Below are 23,136 nucleotides of genomic sequence, written 5' to 3' on the forward strand. Positions count from 1 at the left end.
CCCCGACCCGGTAGATAGGTCAGGAGAACAGCACCGACGACAGGCGACGTCGACCTTCCTTCGTCATCGGCTCCGTCGGACCCCACGCCTCGAAGAACTGCAGGAGCTGCTTGCGGGCCGCGTCCTCGTTCCAGGTGCGGTTCCGGCGGAGGATGTCGATGAGGTGATCGACCGCCGCGGCGCGGTCGCCGATGGTGCCGAGCAGCACCGCGAGGTCGAAGCGCGCCTGCAGATCGCCGGGGTTCTCGTTGACCGCCCGCTCGAGCTGGCCGCGATCGCCGAGGGAGGCCGCCTGCTCGGCGAGGTCGAGGGCGGCACGCGCCGCCGCCACCGCGGCATCCGAGGCCTTGGCGGCCGGGACGGCGTCGAGCAGTTCGCGGGCATAGGCGAGGTCGCCGGCGGCGATCGCCACCTGGGCGAGGCCGGCGGTGGCCCGCACCACCTCCGAGTCCGCCTCGGCGACGGCGCGATAGCGCTCGGCGGCGCCCTCGAGGTCACCTGCGGTACGCAGCTGGTCGGCCTCGTCGAGGATCTCGGTGATGTCCGGGCCGCCGTTCGGCCCGATCAGGCGCTCGACGAAGCCCGCCACCTGGCTCTCCGGCAGCGCCCCCATGAAGCCGTCGAGGGGGCGGCCGTCCTTGAAGGCGATGACGGCGGGGATCGACTGGATACCGAGCTGCCCCGCCACTTCCGGGTGCTTGTCGATGTCCATCTTGACGAGCTTGACCTTGCCCTTCGCCGCCTTGACGACCTTCTCGAGCACCGGGGCCAGTTGCTTGCAGGGCCCGCACCAGGTCGCCCAGAAGTCGACCAGCACCGGCACCTGCCGCGAGGGCTCGATGACGTCCTTCACGAAGGTGGCCGTGGTGGTGTCGACGACGGCGTCGCCGCCCGCAGGCGCCCCGGGGGTCGGACGTCCGTTTGCGCCGAGCAGGAGATCGCTCATGGTGATCTGTCCTCGATGTTCGTCATGGCCGCGCGAGCGTGGCCCGGGTTCTTCTCGGCCGCGCGGGCGCGGTCCGGATCGTTCACCTCGCCGCGTCGGGCGCGGCCTGGACTATTCGCCCTGCCGCGCCGGCGCTGCCTGTCGGCGCAGAAAATGGCGCGTCCGCGGAAGAATTACAAACCCGCGTCGATGGCTTCCTGCGACACCGCCAGAATGCGCGGCGGATGGCCCACCGCCTCCAGGAAGGCCATCAGCCCGTCGCGGGCGATCGTGGTGGTGGCGGTGTTGACGAGCGGGTGGAAGTTCAGCGTCTCGGCCTGCATCAGCCGGGCGTCGAGCACCACCGAAACGCGGTGGCCCTCGTCGTTGATCGCGCCGAACGGCGTCACCGACCCGGGCTCGACGCCGAGGACCTCCATCAGAAGCTCCGGCTTGCCGAAGCTCACCTTGCCGCTCGCGCCGATGCGCTCGTGGATGCGCTTCAGGTCGATCGTCGCGTCTTCCAGCGCGACCACCAGGAACAGCGCGTCCTTGCGGTCCTTGAGGAAGAGGTTCTTCGAGTGCGCGCCGGCGATCTCGCCACGCAGCGCCTGGGAGTCCGCCACCGTGTAGAGCGGCGGGTGGTCGACCGTCGGGGCGTCGATCCCGAGGGCGGCGAGGCGGGCGAGGAGATCGGCGCGGGCGTGCGGCATGGGGCTGCGGGCTCGGGATTCTGGGCCGGGCGCCGGATCGTCGGCGCGGTGGCGGCGTTGTAGCCCGGAGTTCCGGCGCCGCCAACGGGCGGCCGCCGGTGGGCGCCCCGCCCTCGCGCGACGCGCGGACAGACTGCACTGGCCGACCCGCGCCGCCGGCCTATATCGGCCGGCACAACGGGATGGGCGGGGCCAGACATGATCGGGAGACAGATGATGACCGCCGCACGCCTCGCCCTTTCCGCCTCGCTCGCCGCGCTGCTCACCGCGCCGGCCCTCGCCGAGGTCGTCGAGACCGAGCACCACAGCATGACTGTCGAGCGCCTCGCCGGTCCGCTCGAGCACCCCTGGAGCGTCGCGGTGCTGCCGGACGGCGCCATGCTCGTCACCGAGCGGCCGGGGCGCCTTCGGCTCATCGTCGATGGCGAACTGCAGTCGGAGCCGGTCTCCGGCGTGCCCGACGTCCGCGCTGGCGGCCAGGGTGGCCTGCTCGACGTCGTCCTCGATCCCGACTTCGCGGGCAACCGCATGATCTACCTCGCTTTTTCCGAGGCTGGCGAAGGTGGCGCCGGCACCGCAGTGGCGCGTGGCCGGCTGACGCGCGACGGCGCCACGGCGCGCCTCGATGACGTCGAGGTGATCTTCCAGCAGGTGCCGAAGGTCAGCGGGACCTCGCATTTCGGTGCGCGCCTCGTCTTCGCGCCGGACGGCAAGCTGTTCATCGGGCTCGGCGACCGCCAGCAGCGCGAGCGCGCCCAGGACCTGTCGACGACGATCGGCAAGCTCGTGCGCATCAACGCCGACGGCAGCATCCCCGACGACAACCCGTTCGTCGGCCAGGAGGGCGCGCTGCCGGAGATCTGGTCCTACGGACACCGCAACATCCAGGCCGCGGCGCTCGACCCGTCGACCAGCGACGTCGTCGCCATCGAGCATGGCGCCCGCGGCGGTGACGAGATCAACTATCCCGAAGTGGGCAAGAATTACGGCTGGCCGGTGATCACCCACGGCGTCGACTATTCCGGCGAGCCGATCGGCGTCGGCAAGGCGGCCGAGGGCATGGAGCAGCCGATCTACCAGTGGACGCCGTCGATCGCCCCGTCGGGGATGGCCTACTACACCGGCACCGCGTTCCCCGAGTGGAACGGCGACCTCTTCGTCGGGGCCCTGCGCGGCCAGATGCTGGTCCGCCTCGACATCGAGGGTGACCGCGTCGTCGGCGAGGAGCGGCTCCTGGAGGGCACCATCGGGCGCATCCGCGACGTCCGCCAGGCTCCCGATGGCTCGCTCCTCGTCCTCACCGACGCCGGCGACGGCGCCCTCTGGCGCCTCACCCCGGCCGTGACGGACTGAGGTCGGTCTCTACTTCTGGAAGATCAGCGCGGCGCCGGCGGCGATCAGCACGAAGCCGGCGCCCTGCTTCCACGTCACCGCCTCGCCGAGATAGGTGGCCGAGAACACCGCGAAGACGATGAGGGTGATCACCTCCTGCATCGTCTTCAGCTGCGCGGGCGAGTAGACGTTCGAGCCAATGCGGTTCGCCGGCACGGCGAAGCAGTACTCGATGAAGGCGATGCCCCAGCTGACCAGCACGGCGAGCAGGATCGGCGCCGACTTGTATTTGAGGTGGCCGTACCAGGCGAACGTCATGAAGACGTTCGAGCAGATCAGCATGACGACGGGCAGGAGATAGGCCGGCAGGCCGCCGGTCGGCAGCAGGGCGTTGAGCGACATCGGCTGGACCCTCGGGACGCGACCGGCGCGTGCCGGCGCACGCGCTTAGCGGGGCGTCGGGGCAGTGGCAAGGTGGAGGCCCCTCCACCAGCCGCTGCGCCTGCGTCTGCCGCGCGGCTCTCGCGTCAGCCGAGGATGCGGCCGACGACCTTCGCCGTGTAGTCCACCACCGGCACGACCCGCGCATAGTTGAGCCGCGTCGGCCCGATGACGCCGAGCACGCCGACGATGCGGCCCTCGCGGTCGCGGTAGGGGGAGACCACCACCGAGGAGCCCGACAGCGAGAACAGCTTGTTTTCCGAGCCGATGAAGATGCGCACGCCCTCGCCGCCCTCGGCGAGCCCGAGGAGCTGGATGAGGTCGCGCTTCTGCTCGAGGTCCTCGAACAGGAGCCGCACCCGCTCGAGGTCCTCGCGCGCCTTGACGTCCTCGAGCAGGTTGGCGCGGCCGCTGACGATCAGCCGGTCGGGGCTGTCGCCCTCCGCCCCGGACCAGACGCCGAGGCCGTCCTCGACGACCTGTCGGGCGAGCGCATCGAGCTCGGCAGCCTCCTCCGCCTGCAGGCGCTCGAGCTCGGCGCGGGCTTCCGACAGCGTCATGCCGCGCAGGTGGGCGTTGAGGTAGTTCGTCGCCTCGGTCAGCGCCGAGGTCGGCAGGCCGGGCGGCAGGCCGACGACGCGGTTCTCCACCGTGCCGCTCTCGCCGACCAGCACGACGAGGGCGCGGGTCGGCTCGAGGCGCACGAACTCGATGTGCTTCAGCCGGAGATCCGCCTTGTGGGTGAGGACGACGCCGGCACCACGCGATAGGCCGGAGAGGAGCTGGCTGGCCTCGCCGAGCACGCTGTCGACGGTGCGGGCGCCGCCGGACATGGCGACCTGCGCCTCGATGCGGCGGCGCTCGTCCAGGCCGAGGTCGCCGAGCTCCAGCATGGCGTCGACGAACAGGCGGAGGCCGCGCTCGGTCGGCAGGCGGCCGGCGCTGGTGTGGGGCGAATAGATGAGACCGAGCTGCTCGAGGTCGGCCATGACGTTGCGCACCGAGGCCGGCGACAGCGACACCTGCAGCAGCCGCGACAGGTTGCGCGAGCCGACCGGCTCGCCGGTGTTGAGATAGGCGTCGACCAGCCGCCGGAAGATCTCGCGCGAGCGCTCGTCGAGATCGACGATCCCCGACGGGAGCGACGGCATTGCGTCGAGGTCCATGATCTGCTCCAGGCTCCTCCCGTGGCATGGCGGATGCGGCCGCGGGAGGCGGCCGCGGCGGGGGCGCGCCCTCAGAGTATGGGGGCTCGCCGCGCCGCAGCAAGGGGATCGATCCGGTGCGGCTTGCTGTGGAGCGGCCCGGAAGGCTAATGAGGCGGCTCGGCGGCGCGTGTCGCACCGATTTCCGTGCCCTTTTGTGTGAAAGTACCGCCGATGAGCTTCGTGCGACCCTCCAAGCGTGCCGCCGACGAGCTGCGCGCCGTCTCCCTCGAGCGTGGCGTCGCCCGTCACGCCGAAGGCTCGTGCCTGGTCCGCTTCGGCGACACCCACGTCATCTGCACGGCGAGCCTGGAAGAGAAGGTGCCGCCGTGGCTGCGCGGCGGCGGCAAGGGCTGGGTGACGGCGGAGTACGGCATGCTGCCGCGCGCCACCCACACCCGCAACCGCCGCGAGGTCACCGCCGGCAAGGCGTCGGGCCGCACCCAGGAAATCCAGCGCCTGATCGGCCGCTCGCTGCGGGCCGTCGTCGACCTGCCGGCGCTCGGCGAGCGCCAGATCTCCATCGACTGCGACGTACTGCAGGCCGACGGCGGCACCCGCACTGCCTCGATCACCGGCGCCTGGGTGGCGTTGCGCGACTGCGTCGAGTGGATGCGCAGCCGCGGCATGATCACCGCGCCGGTGCTGACCGACCATATCGCCGCCATTTCCTGCGGTATTCTCGAAGGCACGCCGGTGCTCGACCTCGACTATGCCGAGGACAGTCGCGCCGAGACGGACGCGAACTTCGTCATCACCGGCGCGGGCGGCATCGTCGAGGTGCAGGGCACGGCGGAGGGCAAGCCGTTCAGCCGCGCCGACCTCGACACCCTGCTCGATCTCGCGGCCGGCGGCGTCTCGCGCCTGGTCGAGCTGCAGAAGCTCGCGATCTCCTGAGGGTTTCGATGGACGCTCCCGCCCGCACCGCCCGTCGCCTGACCGAGCCCAAGCTCGTCGTGGCGAGCCACAACAAGGGCAAGATCTTCGAGATCCGCATGCTGGTGGCGCCGTTCGGCATCGAGACGGTGTCGGCCGGCGAGCTCGGCCTGCCGGAGCCGGAGGAGACCGCCACCACCTTCGAGGGGAACGCGACGCTGAAGTCGCTCGCCTCGGCCACCGCCTCCGGCCTGCCGGCGCTCGCGGACGATTCCGGCCTCGTCGTGCCGGCGATCGGTGGCGACCCCGGCATCTATTCCGCCCGCTGGGCCGGCGAGAGCAAGGACTTCGGCCTCGCCATGCGCAAGGTCGAGGACGCGCTGCAGGCGGTGGGGGCGACGACACCCGACCAGCGCCGCGCCTTCTTCGTCGCGGTCCTGTCGCTCGCGTGGCCGGACGGCCACGTCGAGGAGTTCCGCGGCGAGGTGCACGGCACGCTGATCTGGCCGCCGCGCGGCGACATGGGCTTCGGCTACGACCCGATGTTCCTGCCCGATGGCCACGACCGCACCTTCGGCGAGATGAGCGGCGAGGAGAAGCACGGGCTCGGCGCCGCCACCGGCCCGCTGTCGCACCGCGCCCGCGCCTTCGAACTGTTCGCCCGCGAGTGCCTGGAGGGGTGAGCGCGATGGCGGCCGCGGCCGCACCGAGGGCTGCCACCGCGTCGCAGAGCCACGCTCCGGCGGAGGGCGCCGGCGCCGAAGGCGGCTTCGCGATCTACGTGCACTGGCCGTTCTGCGCCTCGAAGTGCCCCTATTGCGACTTCAACAGCCACGTCCGCCACGGCGGCGTCGACGAGCCGCGCTTCGCCGCCGCCCTCGTCCGCGAGCTCGAAACGGCGGCGGACCGCACCGAGCGCCGCCGGCCGGATAGCGTCTTCTTCGGCGGCGGCACGCCGTCGCTGATGTCGCCCGCCACCGTCGGCGCGGTGCTGGACGCCGTCGACCGCCTGTGGGGGCTCGACGCCTCCGCCGAGGTGACGCTCGAGGCGAACCCGACCAGCGTCGAGGCCGGCCGCTTCGCCGGTTATCGCGCCGCCGGCGTCGGCCGTGTCTCGCTCGGCGTGCAGGCGCTGGACGACGCCGCGCTGGCGGCTCTCGGTCGCCGTCATACCGCCGACGAAGCGCTCAAGGCCGTGGCGCTGGCGCAGTCGATCTTCCCGCGCGTCACCTTCGACCTCATCTACGCCCGCCCCGCCATGACCGCCGAGGTGTGGGCTGCGGAGCTCAAGCGGGCGCTGGCGATCGGCACCGACCACCTGTCGCTCTACCAGCTCACCATCGAGGAGGGCACGCCGTTTGCGGCGCTGCACGCGGCGGGCAAGCTGCACGTCCCCGACGACGACACCGCCGCCGACCTCTACGAGCTGACCCAGGCGCTGACCGAAGCCGCCGGGATGCCCGCCTACGAGGTCTCGAACCACGCCCGCCCCGGCCAGGAGTCGCGCCACAACCTCGTCTACTGGCGCGGCGGCGGCTATGTCGGCGTCGGCCCCGGCGCCCATGGCCGCCTGGAGCAGGACGGCGTGCGCCGCGCCACCGCCGCCGAGCGCAACCCGGAGCGCTGGCTCGCCGCCGTCGAGGCGGCCGGCCACGGCCTCGTCGTCGATGAACCGGTCGACGCGGCGGAGCGCGCCGACGAGCTGCTGCTGATGGGGCTGCGCCTGTCGGAGGGCGTCGACCTCGCCCGCCACGCCCGCCATGCCGGACGGCCGATCGAACCGGCACGGATCGCGCCCCTCGTCGCTGACGGCCTCCTCGCCTGGACGCCGGCAGGCCGGCTCGCTGCCACGCCGCGCGGCCGCCTCGTGCTCAACACGCTGATCGCCGCGCTCGCGGCCTGAGTTCCGGCCAGCCTGAGCGGCGGGTGGCGGTTTCCGGGCGCGACGGCGAGGTGCCCTATCCGTGCTGCTGGCGCCTGTTGCACGTGAAATGCGATGGGCATTTGCTCGGAGTCACAGGGCGCGCGGTGCGCCTTTGCAGGAGTTCCGTACATGCCCGACCCGTCCGATTCGAACGGCCACGCCGGCATCCTCGATCACATCGGCATTCCGGTCAGCGACTTCGCCCGCGCCAAGGCCTTCTACAGCCAGGCGCTGGCGCCGCTCGGGATCTCCGTCGTCATGGAGGTTACGGCCGAGATGACCGGGAACGGCGCCGCCGCCGGCTTCGGCCGCGGTCACAAGCCCGATTTCTGGATCGGCGAGGACGAGCGCGTCGGCCGCACCCACGTCGCCTTCGCGGCGCAGAGCCGGGCCGAGGTCGACGCCTTCTACGCCGGAGCCATCGCCGCGGGCGGACGCGACAACGGCCCGCCGGGCCTGCGCCCGCACTATCACCCGGACTATTACGGCGCCTTCGTCCTCGACCCCGACGGCCATAACGTCGAGGCCGTCTGCCACCGTCCGACGTAACCGCCCGGCACCGTCACATCCTCGTCGGCTTCCGCGCCTAGAGGGGCGTCGCCGAGCCGGCGACGATTCGGCCGGGGCGAGGGGAACGACCGAGAGGGAGCCGAGAATGGACGCGACGACGGTGCTGTTCGTGTGCGCCCGCAACGCCGGGCCGAGCCCAATGGCGGAGGCCTATCTGAACGAGGTCGGCGGCCCGAATCTGCGCGCCTTCAGCGCCGGGCTGGACCCGGACGAGCGCGTCGATGCCTCGGTGCTGCGAACCCTGCAGGCGGCGGGCCTGCCGGTCGACGGCCTGGCGCCGAAACCGCTCGAGATCTTCACCCTTCCGCACGCGCCGCGGCCGGATGTGGTGGTGACGCTGACGCCGCGGCCGCTCGCCCAGCCGGCGCCGGCCTGGTGGCCGCCGAAGCGCCATTTCATCTGGAGCGTCGCCGATCCCGGCCCGGCCGGCGGCCGCGCCGCCTTTGCGGAGATGTTCCTCGCCCTCACCGAGCGGATCGACAGGGCGCTCGCCGACGGCAGCTTCGCGCGCGAGCCGCAGTCGGTGCCGGCCGTCTGACGGCGGGCCGCGCGCGCCCGACGCCCGCTGCGGCGTTCAGGCGGCGCGGTCGGGCAGGTTCGCGAGGAAGAGGCGGGCCTGCCGCTCGACGTTTTCTGCCGCGAGGTCGAAGCCGTCGCTGACCGCTACCCGCAACAGCCGGAGCGGCGTCGCGGCGGGTGTCGTCAGGTGGCCGGTGGTCTCGGTGCCGACGATCTCGAGACGCGCGTCGAAGTGGCCGGCGAGCCGCCGCATCATCCGGTTCGAGCTCTGGCAGACGACGACGACGCGGCGGATGCCGCGCGCGGTCGCGGCCGACAGCACGCGGCGCATCAACTTGCTGCCGATGCCGCGTCCCTGCCAGCCGGCCTCCACCGAGAACGCCGCCTCGCCGGCCGACGGCGACGAGCCGGGCTGGTCGTGCAGTTCGCCGACGCCGCGCAGGACGCCGTCCTCGACGTAACCGAGCACCACGGCGCCGCCGGCGAGTGCCAGCAGCGCATGGTCGTGCAGGGCCTTGTCGGAGACGAGGCCGCCGAAGCGAGAGGCCCGCGCCTCGGCATCGAGCCGGAGGAGGTGGGTCGTGAAGCCGTCGGCATCGCGTGGTCCGAGACGGCGAATGAGCCCGGGAACCAGACCGGGGGCTGTGCTGTTCGATGAGCGGGTCATGCTCGTTCCTCTCGGAGTGAGCCTCTCCCGCGCTTCTTCCCTTTGACCGGGCAACACCTCACCGAAATCTGTGGCGACAGCATGTCGACGGACGTTGACGCGGGGGCCCGCCGCTGTCCTATTGCCCCGAACCTTACAAGGCGCCCTGCGCCGCTGGAGAACGAGACCCCGATGAACCGGCCCACCCCGCTCGCCGCCGCCGTCCTTGCCCTGCTGGCCGTGGGCGGCTGCTCGCGGTTCGGCGCCAACGAACCGATGCCGCTGCCGGCCGTGCCCGCCGCGCCGGTCGCCACCGTCGCTTTGCCGCCGCCGCCGGTGGCCCCGCCGCCCGTCGAGGAGGAGCCGGTTCCGATCACGCCGGTGGCCCTGCCGACCGCCGAGACGCAGCTGCCCGTGCAGCGCAACGAGCTCGTCGGCGGCTGGGTGATCGAGTCGGGCGGCGAGCGCTGCCAGCTCTTCGTCAACCTCACCGGCTGGACGGGCGGCTACCGCGCCTCGACGCGCGGCTGCACGTCCGAGCAGCTGAAGGGCGTGTCGGCGTGGGATCTCGCCGGCAAGGAGATCACGCTGAAGGACTCGGCCACCGCGCCGATCGCCACCCTCGTCTCCGTCGAGCCCGGCCGCTTCACCGGCCGCCTGTCGACCGGCGCCGCAGTCACCGTCTACCGCTGAGGCGGGTGATTTCTGCGAGACCCGTCGGCCGGATCACTTCTGGCAGACGGGGCAGAAGAAGCTCGACCGCCCCGATTGCACGACGCGCGTGACGATGCCGCGGCAGCCGGGCTTCGGGCAGGGCTCGCCCTCGCGGTCGTAGACGGCGAAGCGGTGCTGGAAGTAGCCGAGGGAGCCGTCGGCCTGCATGTAGTCGCGCAGTGACGACCCGCCCGCGACGATCGCCTCGGCGATGACGTCGCGGATGGCGGTGGCAAGCCGCTCGGCGCGCACCGTCGCCCCGCCGCCGGCCCGGGCGATGGTGCCGGCCGCGCGCAGCGGTGACAGGCCCGCCCGCCACAGCGCCTCGCAGACATAGATGTTGCCGAGACCGGCGACGACGCTCTGGTCGAGCAATGCCGCCTTCAGCGGCGCCGCGCGCCCGGCGAAGGCGCGCGCCAGCAGCGCGCCCGACAGCGCATTGCCGGTCGGCTCGATGCCGAGGCCGGCGAGGTGCGGGTGCTCGTGCAGCGTCGCGGCATCGGCGAGCGTCATGAAGCCGAAGCGGCGCGGGTCGTTGTAGACGACGCGGCCACCGCCCTCGAGGTCGAAGACGACGTGGTCGTGGGCGGCATCCTTCGAGCGCGCCATCGCGAAGACGCCGGGCGTCTCGCCATCGTGCGCGTCCTCGGCAGCGTGGATGCGGAAGGAGCCGGACATGCCGAGGTGCATGATCGCCACCTCCGGCCCGTCCGTGCGCAGCAACAGATACTTGGCGCGGCGATCGACGCTCTCGATGCGCCGGCCGGTGAGGCGCTCGGCGAAGCGCTCCGGCAGCGGGAAGCGCAGGTCCGGCCGGTTCAAGGTGACGGCGGTGAGCCGGCGGCCGGCCATCGCCGGCTCGAGGCCGCGCCGCACCGTTTCGACCTCGGGTAGCTCGGGCATGGAGGATCCGTGAGGCCGGGCGCGACGACGCGCGCGGGGGCCGGACGATAGCGTGGGCGGGCGGCCTTCGCTATGGTCCGCCCGGTCGGCCGAACCATATGTGGCCAGAGCGTGAGCCGCGAGGAGCGAGATGGCGACGAACCGAGAAGCCGAGGGCGCCACCGTCGACTACGGCTTCCGCACGGTGCCGCTCGCCGAGAAGCAGCGCCTCGTCGACGACGTCTTCGCCAGCGTCGCCAAGCGCTACGACCTGATGAACGACCTGATGTCGGGCGGCCTGCACCGGCTGTGGAAGGACGGGCTTGTCTCCTGGCTCGCCCCGCCGCGCTCGGGCAAGCGGCCGTGGTCGGTGATCGACGTCGCCGGCGGCACCGGCGACGTGGCGACCCGGATCGTCGAGCGCTCCGGCGGCCACGCCAAGGCGACGGTCGCCGACATCAACAGCGAGATGCTGGCGGTCGGTCGCGAGCGCGCCGCCAAGCACAAGCTGCCGATCGAGTTCGTCGAGGCGAACGCCGAGGCGTTGCCGTTCCCCGACGCCTCCTTCGACGCCTATACGATCGCCTTCGGCATCCGCAACGTGCCGCGCCGCGAGGTGGCGCTCGCCGAGGCCTTCCGCGTGCTAAAGCCGGGCGGCCGCTTCCTCTGCCTCGAGTTCTCGGCCGTCGACGTGCCGATGCTCGACCGCGTCTACGACGCCTATTCGTTCCGGGTGATCCCCTGGCTCGGCGAGCGCGTCGCCGGTGATGCGGAGTCCTATCGCTACCTGGTCGAGTCCATCCGGGAGTTCCCGAACCCCGCCCGCTTCGCGGCGATGGTGACGCGCGCCGGCTTCTCGCGCGTCGACCACCGGCTCTATTCCGGCGGCATCGCGGCGCTCCACTCCGGCTACAAGCTCTGATGCGCGGCGCCGTCTGATGGGCCGCGTCATCGTTCCGCTCGCCCGTCTCGCCCATGCCGGCTGGGTCATGGCCCGCGAGGGCGTGTTCGCGCTCGTTCCGACGGTCGACCTGCCGGCCTCGGCGCGGCTCGGTCTCGCGCTCGCCCGCTCCATCGAGCGGCGCTCGCGCTCGGACACCGACGCCGCCGGCCGGCTCACCGCCGCCTTCAACCGCCTCGGCCCGTCCTATGTGAAGCTCGGCCAGTTCCTGGCCACCCGCGCCGACGTCGTCGGCCGCGAGGCCGCCGCCGATCTGGCAAGGCTGCAGGACCAGGTCCCGGCGGCCCCGGAGGAGGCGGCCCGCGCCGCCGTCGCCGAGGCGCTCGGCCGGCCGGTCGACGAGATGTTCGTGTCGTTCGGCCCGGCGGTCGCCGCAGCCTCGATCGCGCAGGTCCACAAGGCGGTGGTGCGCGACGCCGACGGCAGCGAACATCCCGTCGCGGTCAAGGTGTTGAAGCCCGGTGTCGCCCGCAGGTTCGCCCGCGACCTCGAGAGCTTCTATCTGGCAGCCCGGCTGATCGAGCGCTTCTCGCCCTCGGCACGACGGCTCAGGCCGATCGCCGTCGTCGACACCCTCGCCCGCTCGGTCGTGCTGGAGATGGACCTCCGGCTGGAGGCCGCCGCCCTCTCGGAGATGGCCGAGAACACGCAGGACGACCCCGGTTTCCGCCTGCCGGTGGTCGACTGGCGCCACACCGCCAAGTCCGTGCTGACGATGGAGTGGATCGACGGCATCAAGCTCTCGGAGGTCGAGCGCCTGCGCGAGGCCGGCCACGACCTCGTGGCGCTGTCGGAGACGATCATCCAGTCGTTCCTGCGCCACGCCATGCGCGACGGCTTCTTCCACGCCGATATGCACCAGGGGAACCTGTTCGTCGTTGCGGACGGCACGCTGGTCGCGGTCGACCTCGGCATCATGGGCCGCCTCGACGCCGCCGAGCGGCGCTTCCTCGCCGAGATTCTCTACGGCTTCATCCGCCGCGACTATCGGCGCGTCGCCGAGGTGCACTTCGAGGCGGGCTATGTGCCGGCCGGACAGGACGTCGAGGTGTTCGCCCAGGCGCTGCGCGCCATCGGCGAGCCGATCCGCGGCCAGACGGCGGCCGACATCTCGATGGCGCGGCTTTTGACGCAGCTCCTCGAAGTCACCGAGATGTTCGCCATGCGGACGCAGCCGCGGCTGATCCTCCTGCAGAAGACGATGGTGGTGGTGGAGGGCGTCGCCCGCACCCTCGACCCGCAGCTCGACATCTGGCGGACGGCCGAGCCCGTGGTGTCCTCGTGGATCGCCGGCAATCTCGGCCCGGCCGGGCGGCTCGCCTCGGCGGCTGGCGGCCTCGGCAGCCTGCTTCGCCTCGCCGGCGAGCTCCCGGCGCTCGCAACCCGCGCCGAGGCGATGTCGGCGGGGTTCGCCCGCATGGCCGAAAAGGGCCTCGATCTCTCCGACGAATCGGTGCGGCGCGTCGCCGCCGCCCGCCGCGACTGGACGGTGCGCCTGCCGCTGTGGGTCGGCGCCGGCGCCCTGGTGGCGATCGCCATTTCCCTGCTCTGAGCGCCCCTCGACGCAACCGCCGTCCTCGCAGCGCGTTAGTCGGTGGAGCCTCGCGCTCCGCCGCATGCGCGCGCGGGGCGTCGTTGTTTTGTCAGAAGGGAGACCGGCCCATGCGCGTGCTGTTGTCCGCGGCGGTCGTCCTCGGCCTCGCCGCCGCCCCCGCCGTCGCCCAGCAGGACCCGGCCGTCCCGCCGGCCGTCCAGTCAGACCCGGCCGTCCCGCCGGTGGTACTGCCGTCGATCCCCCCGATTCCGACCGAACCGGTCGTCGAGGAGAAGCCGGCCGGCCCCAATGCGGGCCTCGTCACCGAGGTGGCGGACCGGGCGGAGATGATGATCGGCAAGCCGCTGGCCGCCGAGGACGGCGAGGATGTCGGCACCGTCGTCGGCGTCGTCCGCGACCCGGATGGCAGGCTGCGGGAGATCCACGCCGACATCGGCGGCGGCCTGTTCGGCTTCGGCGCGCAGCGCATTTCGCTCGAGCCCGAGGTCGTCACGGTGACGCCCGACGGCGAGAAGCTGCTCGCCCGCAAGAGCGCCGACGCCCTGCGCGAGCGCGCCGACGGCGGCTGAGCCTCAGGCGACGGCCTCGACCGCCGCGATCAGGCGCGCGAGGTCCTGCGGCCGCGACAGGCTGTGGTCGCCGTCCTTGACGAGCGTCAGCACGACGTCGTCGGTGGCGAGGCGGCTCACCGTCTCCACCGCATGGCCCCACGGCACGTCGACGTCGCGCACCCCCTGCAGGATGTGGACGGGGCAGCCGACGTCGATCGACCCGCCGAGCAGCAGATGCGCGCGTGATTCTTCCAGCAGGGTGCGGGTGATCGGATAGGGGTCGCCGTAGGCGGACGGGCGGTAGTAGACGCCGTCGCGGGCGAGCGCCGCCCGCGCCTCGTCCGAAAAGGCCGGCTCCATCAGTCTCTCCGTGAAATCCGCCGCCGGCGCCACCAGAACGAGGCCGGCGACGGCCCGCTCGGCCTTCAGCTTCTGTGCCAGCAGCAGTGCGATCCAGCCGCCGAGCGACGAGCCGACGAGAATGACGGGCTTGCGGCAGACGCGCGCCACCACCGCCTCCGCTTCCTCGAGCCAGCGGCCGATAGTGCCGTCCTCGAAGCGCCCGCCGGAGCGTCCGTGGCCGGAATAGTCGAAGCGCACCACCGCCCGGCCCGTCTCGGCGCCCCAGGCATCGAGCGCGGTCGCCTTCGAGCCGGCCATGTCCGAGCGGAAGCCGATCAGGAATACGACGTCGGGGCCTGTTCCCTCTCGCCGCAGCACAGCGATGTCGCGCGCCTCCGCGCCGATGCCGACGGTGAGCGTTTGCAGCGTCGCCTCGTCCATCCTAAGAGCCATCCTCTGCCGTCGCCCGCCGATCGCGCGCAGGTGATGACACGACCCGCCGCGCCGGCAAAGCGCCGAGACACAGCTGAGGGATCCGTTGAGCGCGTCTCCGCCACCCCGCCGCACTGTGCTGCAGATCCTGCCGAGCCTCGAGACGGGCGGGGCGGAGCGCACCGCGGTCGATGTCGCGGCAGCGCTGGTGATGGCGGGACACCGTGCCATCGTCGCGAGCGAAGGCGGCCGCATGGTCGCCGAACTGGAGGCGGCGGGCGCCGAGCATCTCGTCTTCCCGGCGGCGACGAAGAACCCGCTCGCCATGGCGCTGAACATCGGCCGCCTCGCGGCAATCGTCCGGCGCGAGAGCGTCGACCTCCTCCACGCCCGCTCGCGAGCACCGGCCTGGGTGGCGCTCGCCGCGGCGCGCCGCACGGGCGTCCCCTTCGTCACCACCTACCACGGCGCCTACCGCGCCGGCTCGCGGCCAAAGGTGCTCTACAATTCCGTGATGGCGCGCGGCGACGCGGTGATCGCGAATTCCGCCTGGACGGCGGGCGAGATCGCCGCGCACTACCCGTTCGCGGCATCCCGCATCGTCACCATCGCCCGCGGCAGCGACCTCTCGGCCTTCGCGCCCGGGGGCGTTTCGCCAGAGCGGCGTGCGGCGGTGGCGGTGCAGTTCGGTCTCGCCCCCGAGGACGGGCGGCCGGTGCTGCTGCACCTCGCCCGCCTCACCGGCTGGAAGGGCCAGCGCGTGCTCATCGACGCGGCGGCGGCGCTCGCCGCGGAAGGCCGCGACCTCGTCACCATCCTCGCGGGCGACGCCCAGGGCCGCGACGGATATGTCGACGACCTCCGCGGACGCATCGCCGCGGCGGGCCTCGGCGAGCGAGTGCGCCTCGTCGGCCACTGCGGCGACGTCCCGGCGGCGCTTTCGCTCGCCACCGTGGCGGTGGTGCCGTCCACCGAGCCGGAGGCGTTCGGGCGGGTGGCGGTGGAGGCGCAGGCGGCCGGCGTGCCGGTGGTGGCGAGCGACCACGGCGCCGCCGCCGAGACGGTGCTCGCCCCGCCGACGACGCCGGCGGAGCGGCGCACCGGCTGGCGCGTGCCGCCCGGAGACGCTGGCTCCCTCGCCCGGGCGGTGGCGGAAGCGCTGACGCTCGATCCGGCGGAGCGGCTGGCGCTGGCCGACCGCGCCCGAACCCACGTCGCCGGCGCCTATGGGGTGGCGACGATGACGGCGGCGACACTCGCCGTCTATGAGCGGGTGCTGGCCGGCCGAACTGGCTGAGCGGGCTGGCGGGCTGAGCGGCCGGCTTTTCGCCCGAATCGGCGTCCTTGATCGTGGCTGCGCGGGTTCATTCTGCCGCGAGCCCCGACGCCACCGCGTCCGGGGCTTGCCGCGTTATGCAGCTTTTGTTGTATTGCGCGCCCGCCGATGCGATATGGTTGGGGATCGGACCCGATCGTGCCCCGTGGCACGTCGAGCCGACGGCAATCCGTGTCGCCTGGGAGGGGGCCGGGTTCGCCGCAGCACCTGTCGCCAACGATCGAGGAGTCTCGACCATTCGTCGTCCGTTCCGTGCGCCGCCCACCGTCAAGGACGGGCCGCGCGTCAACCGCGAGATCCGTGTTCCGGAAGTCCAGCTGATCGACGCCGAAGGCGCCAACCTCGGCGTCGTCGCGATGCCGGAGGCTTTGGCACTGGCCGAGGCCGCAGGGCTCGACCTCGTCGAGATCGCGCCCAATTCCGAGCCGCCTGTCTGCAAGATTCTCGACTTCGGTAAGTTCAAGTACCAGTCGCAGAAGAAGGCGTCCGAGGCTCGCAAGAAGCAGAAGACCGTCGAAGTCAAAGAAATCAAGATGCGCCCGAACATCGACACCCACGATTACGAGGTGAAGATGCGGGCCATGCTGCGCTTCTTTGAAGAAGGCGACAAGGTCAAGGTGACGCTGCGGTTCCGCGGGCGCGAAATGGCGCATCAGGACCTCGGCGTGAAGCTCCTCGACCAGGTGCGCGCTGAGACGATCGAGATCGCCAAGGTGGAATCCGAGCCCAAGCTCGAAGGCCGCCAGATGGTCATGGTGCTGGCGCCGCGCTGAGCGCGGCCCGACACCCGCCGTCATCCAGCATCTCCTTCGGCGCCCGTCCGGACGGGCGCCTACAGTTCGTTGCGCCAGCGCAGGTCGGCGAGGAGCCCGTTCGACAGGACGGCGGGCACCGGCGAGACCCTGAGGCCGGCGGCCGCGAAGAGGTCCGCGACCCAGTGGTTGCAGGTGGCGAACAGGCTGTAGCGGCCGTTCGCCGAGAAAAAAAGGCTCTGCCCGTAGAGGCCGGGCCCGAGCGCTTCTGGCTGTCCGGCGGCATCGGGCGCAAAGGCCGCCGCGAGGCGGACGGCGAGGGCGTCGAAGCCCACCTCCGATAGCCGTAGGGTCTGCGCGTCGGCCGCCGGGAAGCTCGCCGCCGGCCCGCCCATGAGCCCGACGACGTGCAGCACGCTGCCGTCGTTGCTGCCCGACAGCGCTGCCATCGCCATGCCGACGGTGACGTCCGAGAGGCGAGGGGCGAAGCGGTAGAAGGCGCTGTCACCCCAGCCGATCTCCAGCCATGGATAGGCGCCGAAGCGCGCCGCCAGCGCCGACAGCGCGGGCAGGCCCCGTTCCGAACCGGCGCGGGCGACGTCCGCCGTCCGGACGACCAGGCCGGCATGATAGCCGTGGTCGACGACGGCGACCTCGACCGTCGCCGCCCCCGGCGCCGGCGGATAGAGCCGCGGGTCGCCCGTCCCCGCGATCGCCCAGGCGAGAACCGCGGCGGAGACCGCCGTCACCGCCAGCAGGGCGGCCGCGACGGCTGCGAGAACCTTGAGCCCTCTGAACCCGGCGACGACTACGGCCCGCACCATCGACTCCAGCGCCCCTGCCTCGGGAAAATCCATGTCGGCGGCGATTGCGCCGCTCTCGTGGCGCGGATCGGACGGCGCAGATCAATGGCCCGCGTCTCGTGGCTGCTCCCGGCACCGCCGCCCGTCCTCGCCCGCGGGAAGCACGTGCAATTCCTCCGCGAACCGGCTAACCACGATGGCCGCGCCACCCACCCCGTTCGAGGGTCGGCCGCGGTGGCCGGCGGCCTCGCTCGAGGTCGCCGGAGGGGCTGGAAACGGAGAGATCGCCGATGCTGTTCGTCGCCGTCTGCTCGGACAAGCCGGGCATGCTGGACACCCGCGTTTCGAACCGGCCGACGCACGTCGCCTGGATGGAGGGCACCGGCGGTGCCGTGAAGCTCGCGGGCCCGTTCCTCGACGACACCGGCCAGAACCCTATCGGCTCGATGCTGATCGTCGAGGCGGCGGACCTCGCCGCGGCCAAGGCGATGCTGGCCGAGGACCCCTACGCCAAGCTCGGCATCTTCGCCTCCGTCGACGTGAAGCCCTGGCGGGTCGGCATCGGCAAGCTCGGCTGAGCCGGAGCCTCTCCCGGGCGGCTGTCGCCGCGGGAACCGCGTGCAAAGCCGGCCGGAACCGGCTAACCACGGGGGCCGCAAAGGCACGCGCAGAGGCAGCCGCGGGCGACATCGCCGTCGCCCGGAACGGCCGCCCAAGGGATGGAAACGGAGAGATCGATGCTGTTTGTCGCCATCTGCCTCGACAAGCCGGACATGCACGAGACCCGTGCCGCCACCCGTCCGGCACGCGACGCCTGGCTGAAGGGCCACGGCGAGGCGCTCAAGCTCACCGGACCGTTCCTCGATTCCACCGGCCAGAAGCCGGTCGGCTCGATGCTGATCGTCGAGGCGGCCGATCTCGACGCCGCGAAGACGATGCTCGCCGGGGATCCCTATGAAGAGGCTGGTATGTTCGCGTCCATCGACGTGAAGCCCTGGCGGGTCGGCATCGGCAAGCTCGGCTGACGGCGAGGAGGGCGGGGTGGCGCACTGGCTCTACAAATCCGAGCCGTCGGTCTGGTCGTGGGACGACCAGGTGAAGGCCGGCGCCAAGGGGACGCACTGGGACGGCGTGCGCAACCACGCCGCCAAGCTCAACCTGATGGCGATGAAAAAAGGTGAGCGCGGCTTCTTCTACCACTCCAACGAGGGCAAGGAGATCGTCGGCATCGTCGAGGTCATCAGCGAGGCCTATCCCGACCCGAAGGACGAGAAGGGCGTGTTCGTCATGGTCGACCTCAAGGCTGTGAAGCCTCTGGCGCGGCCGGTCAGCCTCGAGGTGATCAAGACGGAGCCGCGCCTGAAGGAGATGGCGCTGATCAAGTTCTCGCGCCTCTCGGTCCAGCCCGTCACCGACGCCGAATGGGCGCTCGTCTGCGAGATGGGCGGCATCGCCCCGTGAGCGGGGCGGCGCCGATCGACCGCGCCGCCTTCGTCCGCGACAACACCCGCGTTCTGGCGCCCCCGCACGTCCCGGAACTCCGCCTGCACCTCGCCGACGAGGCGACGGCGCTGTGGGAGAAGACCGAGGAAGAGCTCGGTGCCATGGGCCTGCCGCCGCCCTACTGGGCCTTCGCCTGGGCCGGCGGCCAGGCGCTGGCGCGCTACGTCCTCGACAATCCCGGCATCGTGGCGGGCCGCTCGGTGCTCGATTTCGCCGCCGGCTCCGGCGTCGTCGGCATCGCAGCGATGCGGGCCGGCGCCGCCTCCGCCGTCTCCACCGAGATCGACGGCTTCGCGCTCGCCGCGATCACCGCCAATGCGGCGCTGAACGACGTCGCTGTCACCGCCCGCGACGAGGACACGACGGCCGAGCCGGCCGGCCGCTTCGACGTCGTGCTGTGCGGCGACGTCTTCTACGAGAAGCCGATGGCCGAGAAGGTGCTCGCCTGGCTCGAACGCGAGCGCGCCGCCGGCGCCACGGTGCTCGTCGGCGATCCCGGCCGCTCCTACCTGCCGAAGGAGCGCCTCGAGGCGGTCGCCGAATACCGCGTGCCGGTGACGCGGGCGCTGGAGGATTCCGAGATCAAGGTGACCCGGGTCTGGCGCTTCGCCGGCTGAGGCCGCTCGGGCGGCGGCGCCGGTGCCGTCCCTCGGCCCCGACCGGCTATGCCGGGGGCCGCCCGTCTCCCTGTGGCCGCGTGGGGCGGGACCCTTAGTAGAGCCGGCCCCCGATCGGCACGTCCAGATCGGGCCGCACCAGCACGACGGCCCCGTTCTCGTCGGGCACGCCGAGCGTCAACACCTCCGACATGAACTTGCCGATCTGGCGCGGCGGAAAATTCACCACCGCCAGCACCCGCCGCCCGACGAGGTCCTCCGGCGTGTAGTGGACGGTGATCTGAGCCGAGGACTTCTTCACGCCGATCTCGGGCCCGAAGTCGATCTCGAGCTTGTAGGCGGGCTTGCGCGCCTCCGGGAACGGATGCACGGCGCGGATGATGCCGACGCGCACGTCGACCTTCAGGAAATCGTCGAAGGTGATGGGCGCGGCGGGGGCGGTGTCGGACATGGGCGGCCTCGGCAGTCGTTGGGCGCCGGACGCTATCCGCCCACGCCCGCGCTGCCAACCACATCGGCCGCGGTGAGCCGGAGCCCGCCGCGGAGCCGATCGTCACCCGTCCAGCGCCACCCGTTCACTCCCGGAACAGGGGGCTCGTCACACCGCCCCGGCGTCGGCCGCGGCTGCGTCGGCGCCCGGATCGCGCGTGGCGGTGCGTTCGCGGCGGGCGGCGCGGCCGCGCTCGCGCATCTTGTCGAGGAAGCTGACGACGCGGCAGCCGACCGTCTCGGCGCGCTTCAGCATCGCCTCGCCGCGGGCGAGCGTGCGGTCGAGGGCCGCCATGGTGCGGCCGAGGCCGGGATCGTCGTCGTCGAGCCAGACCGGCATGATCCGCGCCATCACCACGGCGAGGCCGGCGGCGCGCAGGCGCCCGAGCGGGCTCGAAGCCTCGATGCCGGCAGCGGCGAGCGTCCACGGCTGCGCGCTGAGGCCGATGCCGGCGAGGCAGGCGGCGAGCCCCGGGTCGCGGCGGGCGGCCCTGGCGAGGCCGCGGATCGCCGGCTTATACGGGGTCAGGAGATCGAGGCGGCGCATTACCACGTCGAGCAGGCGGTCGCGGGCCGGCTGCCCCGCCTCGCCGTCGCCCAGCCCCTCGTCGCTGGCGCGATCCTTCTCGGCCTCGTCGAGGAGCTTGGCGTCGATGCGGGCGACGAAGTCGGCGAGGATGGCGCGCCGGCCGGCGTAGGCGCCGCGCAGGGTGGCCAGCGGCAGGTCCGCTCGCGCGGCGACGTCGGGGAGCGAGATCGTGTCCCAAGCGCGTTCGCCGGCGAGGGCCATCAGGGCCTCGACGATGCGCTGACGCTGCTTCTCGGTCGCCATGGTGGCCTCCTTGCGGGCTTCGTCCGAACTCTCTCCAACAGAGCTAGGAACGCCCGGGCGCGCTGCAAGGCGTCCGCGACGTTCAGGCGCCGACGGCGCGTGTCCGGATGCCGGCGCCGAGCGCTCGGGCGGCTGGGCGGCGGCCGGCGTTCAGCCGTCCGACAGCGCGCGGGAGCGGGCCGCGGCGGCGCGCACAGCGTCGTGCACCAGCCGCGGGATGCCGCGCTCGGCCATCAGCACCTCGAGCGCCGCGGCGGTGGTGCCGCCGGGGGAGGTGACGTTGCGCCGCAGCGTCTCCGGGTCGTGGCCGGAGCGGACGAGCAGTTCGCCGGCGCCGGCGACAGTGTCGCGGGCGAGGCGGAAGGCGAGGTCGGGCGGCAGCCCCGCCTCCTCGCCGGCCGCCGCCATCGCCTCGGCGAGCAGGAACACATAGGCCGGGCCGGAGCCGGACACGGCGGTGACGGCGTCGATCAGCCCCTCGTCCTCCACCCACTCGACGCGGCCGACGGCAGCCATCAATGCGGTGGCGGTGGCGCGCTGTTGCTGCGTCACACCCTCGCCGGCGACGCAGACGGTGACGCCGCGGTGCACCTGCGCCGGCGTGTTCGGCATGGCACGAACGACGGCATTGGCGCGCAGGTCGCGCTCGAAGCGGGCGATCGGCGTGCCGGCGGCGATCGACACCACCAGCGTGTCGGCCGACAGCACGGCGGCGAGCGCCGGCAGCGCCGCGCCCATCGTCTGCGGCTTCACGGCGACGACGGCGACGCGGGGCGTGATGTCGGCGGGGATGGCGTTCTCGTGGCGGATGCCATGGGTGCGCAGGAAGGCCTGCATCTCGGAGGCCGGCATCGGGTCGACGACGATGACGTCGGCCGGCGCGAGGCCGCCCTCGATCCAGCCGGCGAGGAGCGCGCCTCCCATCTTGCCGGCACCGAGGAGCAGGAGGGGCGCAGCGGCGGTCAGCGACATCGTTCACTCCAGCATCAGCGAGGCGGTGGGCGGGAAAAGCCGAAGGCCGAACCCGTCGGGGTCCGGCCTTCATTCTACAGCAAGCCCCGCCGCCGGTGGGGCGGCAGCGCGGTCGGGCCCTCGGGCCCCTGATCTTCAGGCCTGTCCGGCCGTCTCGAACAGCACCGTCTCCAGCGCCTCGCCGGCGCTCTTGCCGGCCCAGACGACGAACTGGAACGCCTGGTAGTGCTGCTCGCAGGTCTCGAGCGCGTGCGCCAGCATGCCCTCGATCTGCGCCGGCGAGGGCTCGAGGTCGCCGGCGAGCAGCAGCGACTGCCGGTACATGACGACGCCTTCCTCGTTCCAGAGGTCGAAGTGGCCCATCAGCATGCGCTCGTTGACGAGGGCGAGCAGCCGGCAGATTTCGGTGCGGCGCGGCGGCGGCACCTTGAGGTCGAAGGCGCAGGCGAGGTGCAGAGCCTCGAAGCTGTCGAGCCAGGAAAACGACAGGTGGTAGTCGCTCATGTTGCCGGCGACGGAGATGGTGATCTCGTCGTCGCCGTCGCGCTCGAACGTCCAGTCGTTCGTCAGCGCCACCCGTTCGATCGCGTCGACGGGATTGCTCTGCTGCTCGATCTCGAAGTCGATGAGTGACATGACCGTTCCTCTCGGTTCCGAGGAATGCGGGCGCGACACCGGGAGGGTGCGCCGCCCCCACACGTTACCGACCGGCCGGTCCGCCGGACGGAGCCAGGAAGCGCTCGGAGGCCGAAGCCTCATCAGCCGACGCACGCAGCGTCCGCGAGCGCGAATCTCCGTTTGATCGGAAGTCTAGCAGGTCGGATGCGGGCGACGAGTGCGAAAGTGACGACGCGGCAACCCGTTCCGGTCGCCGCGCCCGTGCGCGCGAACTCGGCCCGGCTCAGCCGACGGAGCTGTCCATCGGCCCCGGCGGCTCATGCGCCGCGACCTCGAGCGCCGCCACGCGGCTCTCGAGAGCGGCGAGAGCGAGCTTGAGGGCATCCGCCTCGGCACGCGCCTTCACGGCCATTTCCTTGACGGCCTCGTGCTCGTCGCGGTGGACGACGTCCATGTCGGAGAGGAACCGCTCGGCCTGGGCGCGGAAGGCGGTCTCCGCCTCGCGGCGAACCCCCTGGGCGACGGCGGCGGCATCGGTCGCGAGCTTGGCGAACTCGTCGAGCAGGCGATTGTTGGTCTGTGTCATCGGCATGTCCTCCGGACGCGAGCCGTCTCCGGCAGACTAT

General features: G+C 72.2%; 29 protein-coding genes. 16 read left to right on the forward strand and 13 right to left on the reverse strand.

Annotation, left to right across the window (positions count from 1 at the left end; all coding sequences use genetic code 11):
- Positions 1-19: 19 nt before the first annotated feature.
- Together trxA and RUR49_RS16445 are read right to left on the reverse strand one after the other, a co-directional pair.
- Positions 20-946, reverse strand: coding sequence for a thioredoxin (gene trxA, locus RUR49_RS16440; protein ID WP_409147470.1), 927 nt, complete (start codon positions 944-946; stop codon positions 20-22).
- 173 nt (positions 947-1,119) lie between these two features.
- Complete coding sequence (locus tag RUR49_RS16445) at positions 1,120-1,638, reverse strand: prolyl-tRNA synthetase associated domain-containing protein (protein ID WP_409147471.1); 519 nt, start codon at positions 1,636-1,638, stop codon at positions 1,120-1,122.
- A gap of 216 nt (positions 1,639-1,854) precedes the next feature.
- Here RUR49_RS16445 and RUR49_RS16450 point away from each other — a divergent pair, with 216 nt between their 5' ends.
- Entirely contained in the window at positions 1,855-2,991 is a 1,137-nt protein-coding gene (locus RUR49_RS16450) for a PQQ-dependent sugar dehydrogenase (protein WP_409147472.1), read from the forward strand.
- A 9-nt stretch (positions 2,992-3,000) separates the two neighbouring features.
- Here the strand turns inward: RUR49_RS16450 and RUR49_RS16455 are convergent, their stop codons facing one another.
- Together RUR49_RS16455 and hrcA are read right to left on the reverse strand one after the other, a co-directional pair.
- Complete coding sequence (locus RUR49_RS16455; RefSeq protein ID WP_409147473.1) at positions 3,001-3,372, reverse strand: DMT family protein; 372 nt, start codon at positions 3,370-3,372, stop codon at positions 3,001-3,003.
- Between the two features lie 125 nt (positions 3,373-3,497).
- A complete protein-coding gene (gene hrcA, locus RUR49_RS16460) occupies positions 3,498-4,577 on the reverse strand; it encodes a heat-inducible transcriptional repressor HrcA (protein WP_409147474.1) in 1,080 nt (359 codons plus the stop codon).
- A gap of 222 nt (positions 4,578-4,799) precedes the next feature.
- Between hrcA and rph the strand changes: the two genes are divergently transcribed.
- The 5 genes from rph (at position 4,800) to RUR49_RS16485 (ending at position 8,524) form a co-directional block, all read left to right on the forward strand.
- Positions 4,800-5,513, forward strand: a complete 714-nt coding sequence (gene rph / locus RUR49_RS16465) for a ribonuclease PH (protein ID WP_409147687.1) — start codon at positions 4,800-4,802, stop codon at positions 5,511-5,513.
- Positions 5,514-5,521: 8 nt separating this feature from the next.
- Complete coding sequence (locus RUR49_RS16470; RefSeq protein ID WP_409147475.1) at positions 5,522-6,175, forward strand: non-canonical purine NTP pyrophosphatase; 654 nt, start codon at positions 5,522-5,524, stop codon at positions 6,173-6,175.
- Positions 6,176-6,180: 5 nt separating this feature from the next.
- Entirely contained in the window at positions 6,181-7,395 is a 1,215-nt protein-coding gene (gene hemW, locus RUR49_RS16475) for a radical SAM family heme chaperone HemW (protein WP_409147476.1), read from the forward strand.
- 186 nt (positions 7,396-7,581) lie between these two features.
- Complete coding sequence (locus RUR49_RS16480; RefSeq protein WP_409147688.1) at positions 7,582-7,965, forward strand: VOC family protein; 384 nt, start codon at positions 7,582-7,584, stop codon at positions 7,963-7,965.
- Positions 7,966-8,071: 106 nt separating this feature from the next.
- The gene (locus RUR49_RS16485) at positions 8,072-8,524 is read left to right on the forward strand and encodes a low molecular weight phosphatase family protein (protein WP_409147477.1); all 453 of its coding nucleotides are present in this window, start codon (positions 8,072-8,074) and stop codon (positions 8,522-8,524) included.
- Positions 8,525-8,560: 36 nt separating this feature from the next.
- Here RUR49_RS16485 and RUR49_RS16490 read toward each other — a convergent pair whose 3' ends face one another.
- On the reverse strand, positions 8,561-9,172 hold the full coding sequence (locus tag RUR49_RS16490) for a GNAT family N-acetyltransferase (RefSeq protein ID WP_409147478.1): 612 nt from the start codon (positions 9,170-9,172) through the stop codon (positions 8,561-8,563).
- Between the two features lie 171 nt (positions 9,173-9,343).
- On the opposite strand from RUR49_RS16490, the gene RUR49_RS16495 reads away from it, so the two are divergent.
- Complete coding sequence (locus RUR49_RS16495; protein ID WP_409147479.1) at positions 9,344-9,844, forward strand: AprI/Inh family metalloprotease inhibitor; 501 nt, start codon at positions 9,344-9,346, stop codon at positions 9,842-9,844.
- A 33-nt stretch (positions 9,845-9,877) separates the two neighbouring features.
- Here the strand turns inward: RUR49_RS16495 and mutM are convergent, their stop codons facing one another.
- Positions 9,878-10,768, reverse strand: coding sequence for a bifunctional DNA-formamidopyrimidine glycosylase/DNA-(apurinic or apyrimidinic site) lyase (mutM, locus tag RUR49_RS16500; RefSeq protein ID WP_409147480.1), 891 nt, complete (start codon positions 10,766-10,768; stop codon positions 9,878-9,880).
- A gap of 130 nt (positions 10,769-10,898) precedes the next feature.
- Here mutM and ubiE point away from each other — a divergent pair, with 130 nt between their 5' ends.
- The 3 genes from ubiE (at position 10,899) to RUR49_RS16515 (ending at position 13,832) form a co-directional block, all read left to right on the forward strand.
- A complete protein-coding gene (gene ubiE, locus RUR49_RS16505; protein WP_409147481.1) occupies positions 10,899-11,669 on the forward strand; it encodes a bifunctional demethylmenaquinone methyltransferase/2-methoxy-6-polyprenyl-1,4-benzoquinol methylase UbiE in 771 nt (256 codons plus the stop codon).
- A gap of 16 nt (positions 11,670-11,685) precedes the next feature.
- The gene (gene ubiB, locus RUR49_RS16510) at positions 11,686-13,260 is read left to right on the forward strand and encodes a 2-polyprenylphenol 6-hydroxylase (RefSeq protein WP_409147482.1); all 1,575 of its coding nucleotides are present in this window, start codon (positions 11,686-11,688) and stop codon (positions 13,258-13,260) included.
- Between the two features lie 110 nt (positions 13,261-13,370).
- Positions 13,371-13,832, forward strand: a complete 462-nt coding sequence (locus RUR49_RS16515) for a PRC-barrel domain-containing protein (protein ID WP_409147483.1) — start codon at positions 13,371-13,373, stop codon at positions 13,830-13,832.
- Between the two features lie 3 nt (positions 13,833-13,835).
- On the opposite strand, the gene RUR49_RS16520 is transcribed toward RUR49_RS16515, so the two are convergent.
- On the reverse strand, positions 13,836-14,609 hold the full coding sequence (locus RUR49_RS16520) for an alpha/beta hydrolase (RefSeq protein ID WP_409147484.1): 774 nt from the start codon (positions 14,607-14,609) through the stop codon (positions 13,836-13,838).
- 85 nt (positions 14,610-14,694) lie between these two features.
- On the opposite strand from RUR49_RS16520, the gene RUR49_RS16525 reads away from it, so the two are divergent.
- On the forward strand, positions 14,695-15,885 hold the full coding sequence (locus tag RUR49_RS16525) for a glycosyltransferase family 4 protein (protein ID WP_409147485.1): 1,191 nt from the start codon (positions 14,695-14,697) through the stop codon (positions 15,883-15,885).
- Positions 15,886-16,160: 275 nt separating this feature from the next.
- The gene (infC, locus tag RUR49_RS16530; RefSeq protein ID WP_409147689.1) at positions 16,161-16,697 is read left to right on the forward strand and encodes a translation initiation factor IF-3; all 537 of its coding nucleotides are present in this window, start codon (positions 16,161-16,163) and stop codon (positions 16,695-16,697) included.
- A gap of 59 nt (positions 16,698-16,756) precedes the next feature.
- Here infC and RUR49_RS16535 read toward each other — a convergent pair whose 3' ends face one another.
- Positions 16,757-17,533, reverse strand: coding sequence for a DUF2459 domain-containing protein (locus tag RUR49_RS16535; protein ID WP_409147486.1), 777 nt, complete (start codon positions 17,531-17,533; stop codon positions 16,757-16,759).
- A 236-nt stretch (positions 17,534-17,769) separates the two neighbouring features.
- Here RUR49_RS16535 and RUR49_RS16540 point away from each other — a divergent pair, with 236 nt between their 5' ends.
- The 4 genes from RUR49_RS16540 to RUR49_RS16555 all read left to right on the forward strand — a co-directional run bounded on the left by RUR49_RS16540 (position 17,770) and on the right by RUR49_RS16555 (position 19,599).
- Positions 17,770-18,057: a YciI family protein gene (locus RUR49_RS16540; protein ID WP_409147487.1), complete on the forward strand. Its 288-nt coding sequence runs from the start codon at positions 17,770-17,772 to the stop codon at positions 18,055-18,057.
- A 159-nt stretch (positions 18,058-18,216) separates the two neighbouring features.
- The gene (locus tag RUR49_RS16545) at positions 18,217-18,504 is read left to right on the forward strand and encodes a YciI family protein (protein ID WP_409147488.1); all 288 of its coding nucleotides are present in this window, start codon (positions 18,217-18,219) and stop codon (positions 18,502-18,504) included.
- A 16-nt stretch (positions 18,505-18,520) separates the two neighbouring features.
- Positions 18,521-18,940: an EVE domain-containing protein gene (locus RUR49_RS16550; RefSeq protein WP_409147489.1), complete on the forward strand. Its 420-nt coding sequence runs from the start codon at positions 18,521-18,523 to the stop codon at positions 18,938-18,940.
- Positions 18,901-19,599, forward strand: a complete 699-nt coding sequence (locus tag RUR49_RS16555; protein ID WP_409147490.1) for a class I SAM-dependent methyltransferase — start codon at positions 18,901-18,903, stop codon at positions 19,597-19,599. Before RUR49_RS16550 ends, RUR49_RS16555 begins: the two co-directional genes overlap by 40 nt.
- A gap of 94 nt (positions 19,600-19,693) precedes the next feature.
- Here RUR49_RS16555 and RUR49_RS16560 read toward each other — a convergent pair whose 3' ends face one another.
- From RUR49_RS16560 to RUR49_RS16580, 5 genes are all read right to left on the reverse strand, one after another.
- Positions 19,694-20,050 carry a tRNA-binding protein gene (locus RUR49_RS16560; RefSeq protein WP_409147491.1) on the reverse strand — a complete coding sequence of 119 codons (357 nt, stop codon included), beginning with the start codon at positions 20,048-20,050 and terminating at the stop codon, positions 19,694-19,696.
- Between the two features lie 147 nt (positions 20,051-20,197).
- Positions 20,198-20,920, reverse strand: a complete 723-nt coding sequence (locus tag RUR49_RS16565) for a TetR/AcrR family transcriptional regulator (protein ID WP_409147492.1) — start codon at positions 20,918-20,920, stop codon at positions 20,198-20,200.
- A 150-nt stretch (positions 20,921-21,070) separates the two neighbouring features.
- Positions 21,071-21,892: a pyrroline-5-carboxylate reductase gene (gene proC / locus RUR49_RS16570; RefSeq protein WP_409147493.1), complete on the reverse strand. Its 822-nt coding sequence runs from the start codon at positions 21,890-21,892 to the stop codon at positions 21,071-21,073.
- A gap of 135 nt (positions 21,893-22,027) precedes the next feature.
- Entirely contained in the window at positions 22,028-22,528 is a 501-nt protein-coding gene (locus tag RUR49_RS16575; RefSeq protein ID WP_409147494.1) for a YbjN domain-containing protein, read from the reverse strand.
- A 265-nt stretch (positions 22,529-22,793) separates the two neighbouring features.
- Positions 22,794-23,096, reverse strand: coding sequence for an accessory factor UbiK family protein (locus RUR49_RS16580; protein ID WP_409147495.1), 303 nt, complete (start codon positions 23,094-23,096; stop codon positions 22,794-22,796).
- Positions 23,097-23,136 lie beyond the last annotated feature (40 nt).

It is taken from the genome of Pseudoxanthobacter sp. M-2 (genome assembly GCF_046156265.1).
In the GTDB taxonomy this organism is placed as follows: Bacteria; Pseudomonadota; Alphaproteobacteria; order Rhizobiales; family Segnochrobactraceae; genus CAMDHY01.

What these genes read in the sequence shown, in the direction of transcription:
- trxA (WP_409147470.1), bottom strand. Translation starts at nt 946, where the DNA reads ATGAGCGATCTCCTGCTCGGCGCAAACGGACGTCCGACCCCCGGGGCG.
- RUR49_RS16445 (WP_409147471.1), bottom strand. Translation starts at nt 1,638, where the DNA reads ATGCCGCACGCCCGCGCCGATCTCCTCGCCCGCCTCGCCGCCCTCGGG.
- RUR49_RS16450 (WP_409147472.1), top strand. Translation starts at nt 1,855, where the DNA reads ATGACCGCCGCACGCCTCGCCCTTTCCGCCTCGCTCGCCGCGCTGCTC.
- RUR49_RS16455 (WP_409147473.1), bottom strand. Translation starts at nt 3,372, where the DNA reads ATGTCGCTCAACGCCCTGCTGCCGACCGGCGGCCTGCCGGCCTATCTC.
- hrcA (WP_409147474.1), bottom strand. Translation starts at nt 4,577, where the DNA reads ATGGACCTCGACGCAATGCCGTCGCTCCCGTCGGGGATCGTCGATCTC.
- RUR49_RS16470 (WP_409147475.1), top strand. Translation starts at nt 5,522, where the DNA reads ATGGACGCTCCCGCCCGCACCGCCCGTCGCCTGACCGAGCCCAAGCTC.
- hemW (WP_409147476.1), top strand. Translation starts at nt 6,181, where the DNA reads ATGGCGGCCGCGGCCGCACCGAGGGCTGCCACCGCGTCGCAGAGCCAC.
- RUR49_RS16485 (WP_409147477.1), top strand. Translation starts at nt 8,072, where the DNA reads ATGGACGCGACGACGGTGCTGTTCGTGTGCGCCCGCAACGCCGGGCCG.
- RUR49_RS16490 (WP_409147478.1), bottom strand. Translation starts at nt 9,172, where the DNA reads ATGACCCGCTCATCGAACAGCACAGCCCCCGGTCTGGTTCCCGGGCTC.
- RUR49_RS16495 (WP_409147479.1), top strand. Translation starts at nt 9,344, where the DNA reads ATGAACCGGCCCACCCCGCTCGCCGCCGCCGTCCTTGCCCTGCTGGCC.
- mutM (WP_409147480.1), bottom strand. Translation starts at nt 10,768, where the DNA reads ATGCCCGAGCTACCCGAGGTCGAAACGGTGCGGCGCGGCCTCGAGCCG.
- ubiE (WP_409147481.1), top strand. Translation starts at nt 10,899, where the DNA reads ATGGCGACGAACCGAGAAGCCGAGGGCGCCACCGTCGACTACGGCTTC.
- ubiB (WP_409147482.1), top strand. Translation starts at nt 11,686, where the DNA reads ATGGGCCGCGTCATCGTTCCGCTCGCCCGTCTCGCCCATGCCGGCTGG.
- RUR49_RS16515 (WP_409147483.1), top strand. Translation starts at nt 13,371, where the DNA reads ATGCGCGTGCTGTTGTCCGCGGCGGTCGTCCTCGGCCTCGCCGCCGCC.
- RUR49_RS16520 (WP_409147484.1), bottom strand. Translation starts at nt 14,609, where the DNA reads ATGGCTCTTAGGATGGACGAGGCGACGCTGCAAACGCTCACCGTCGGC.
- RUR49_RS16535 (WP_409147486.1), bottom strand. Translation starts at nt 17,533, where the DNA reads ATGGATTTTCCCGAGGCAGGGGCGCTGGAGTCGATGGTGCGGGCCGTA.
- RUR49_RS16540 (WP_409147487.1), top strand. Translation starts at nt 17,770, where the DNA reads ATGCTGTTCGTCGCCGTCTGCTCGGACAAGCCGGGCATGCTGGACACC.
- RUR49_RS16545 (WP_409147488.1), top strand. Translation starts at nt 18,217, where the DNA reads ATGCTGTTTGTCGCCATCTGCCTCGACAAGCCGGACATGCACGAGACC.
- RUR49_RS16555 (WP_409147490.1), top strand. Translation starts at nt 18,901, where the DNA reads ATGGGCGCTCGTCTGCGAGATGGGCGGCATCGCCCCGTGAGCGGGGCG.
- RUR49_RS16560 (WP_409147491.1), bottom strand. Translation starts at nt 20,050, where the DNA reads ATGTCCGACACCGCCCCCGCCGCGCCCATCACCTTCGACGATTTCCTG.
- RUR49_RS16565 (WP_409147492.1), bottom strand. Translation starts at nt 20,920, where the DNA reads ATGGCGACCGAGAAGCAGCGTCAGCGCATCGTCGAGGCCCTGATGGCC.
- proC (WP_409147493.1), bottom strand. Translation starts at nt 21,892, where the DNA reads ATGTCGCTGACCGCCGCTGCGCCCCTCCTGCTCCTCGGTGCCGGCAAG.
- RUR49_RS16575 (WP_409147494.1), bottom strand. Translation starts at nt 22,528, where the DNA reads ATGTCACTCATCGACTTCGAGATCGAGCAGCAGAGCAATCCCGTCGAC.
- RUR49_RS16580 (WP_409147495.1), bottom strand. Translation starts at nt 23,096, where the DNA reads ATGACACAGACCAACAATCGCCTGCTCGACGAGTTCGCCAAGCTCGCG.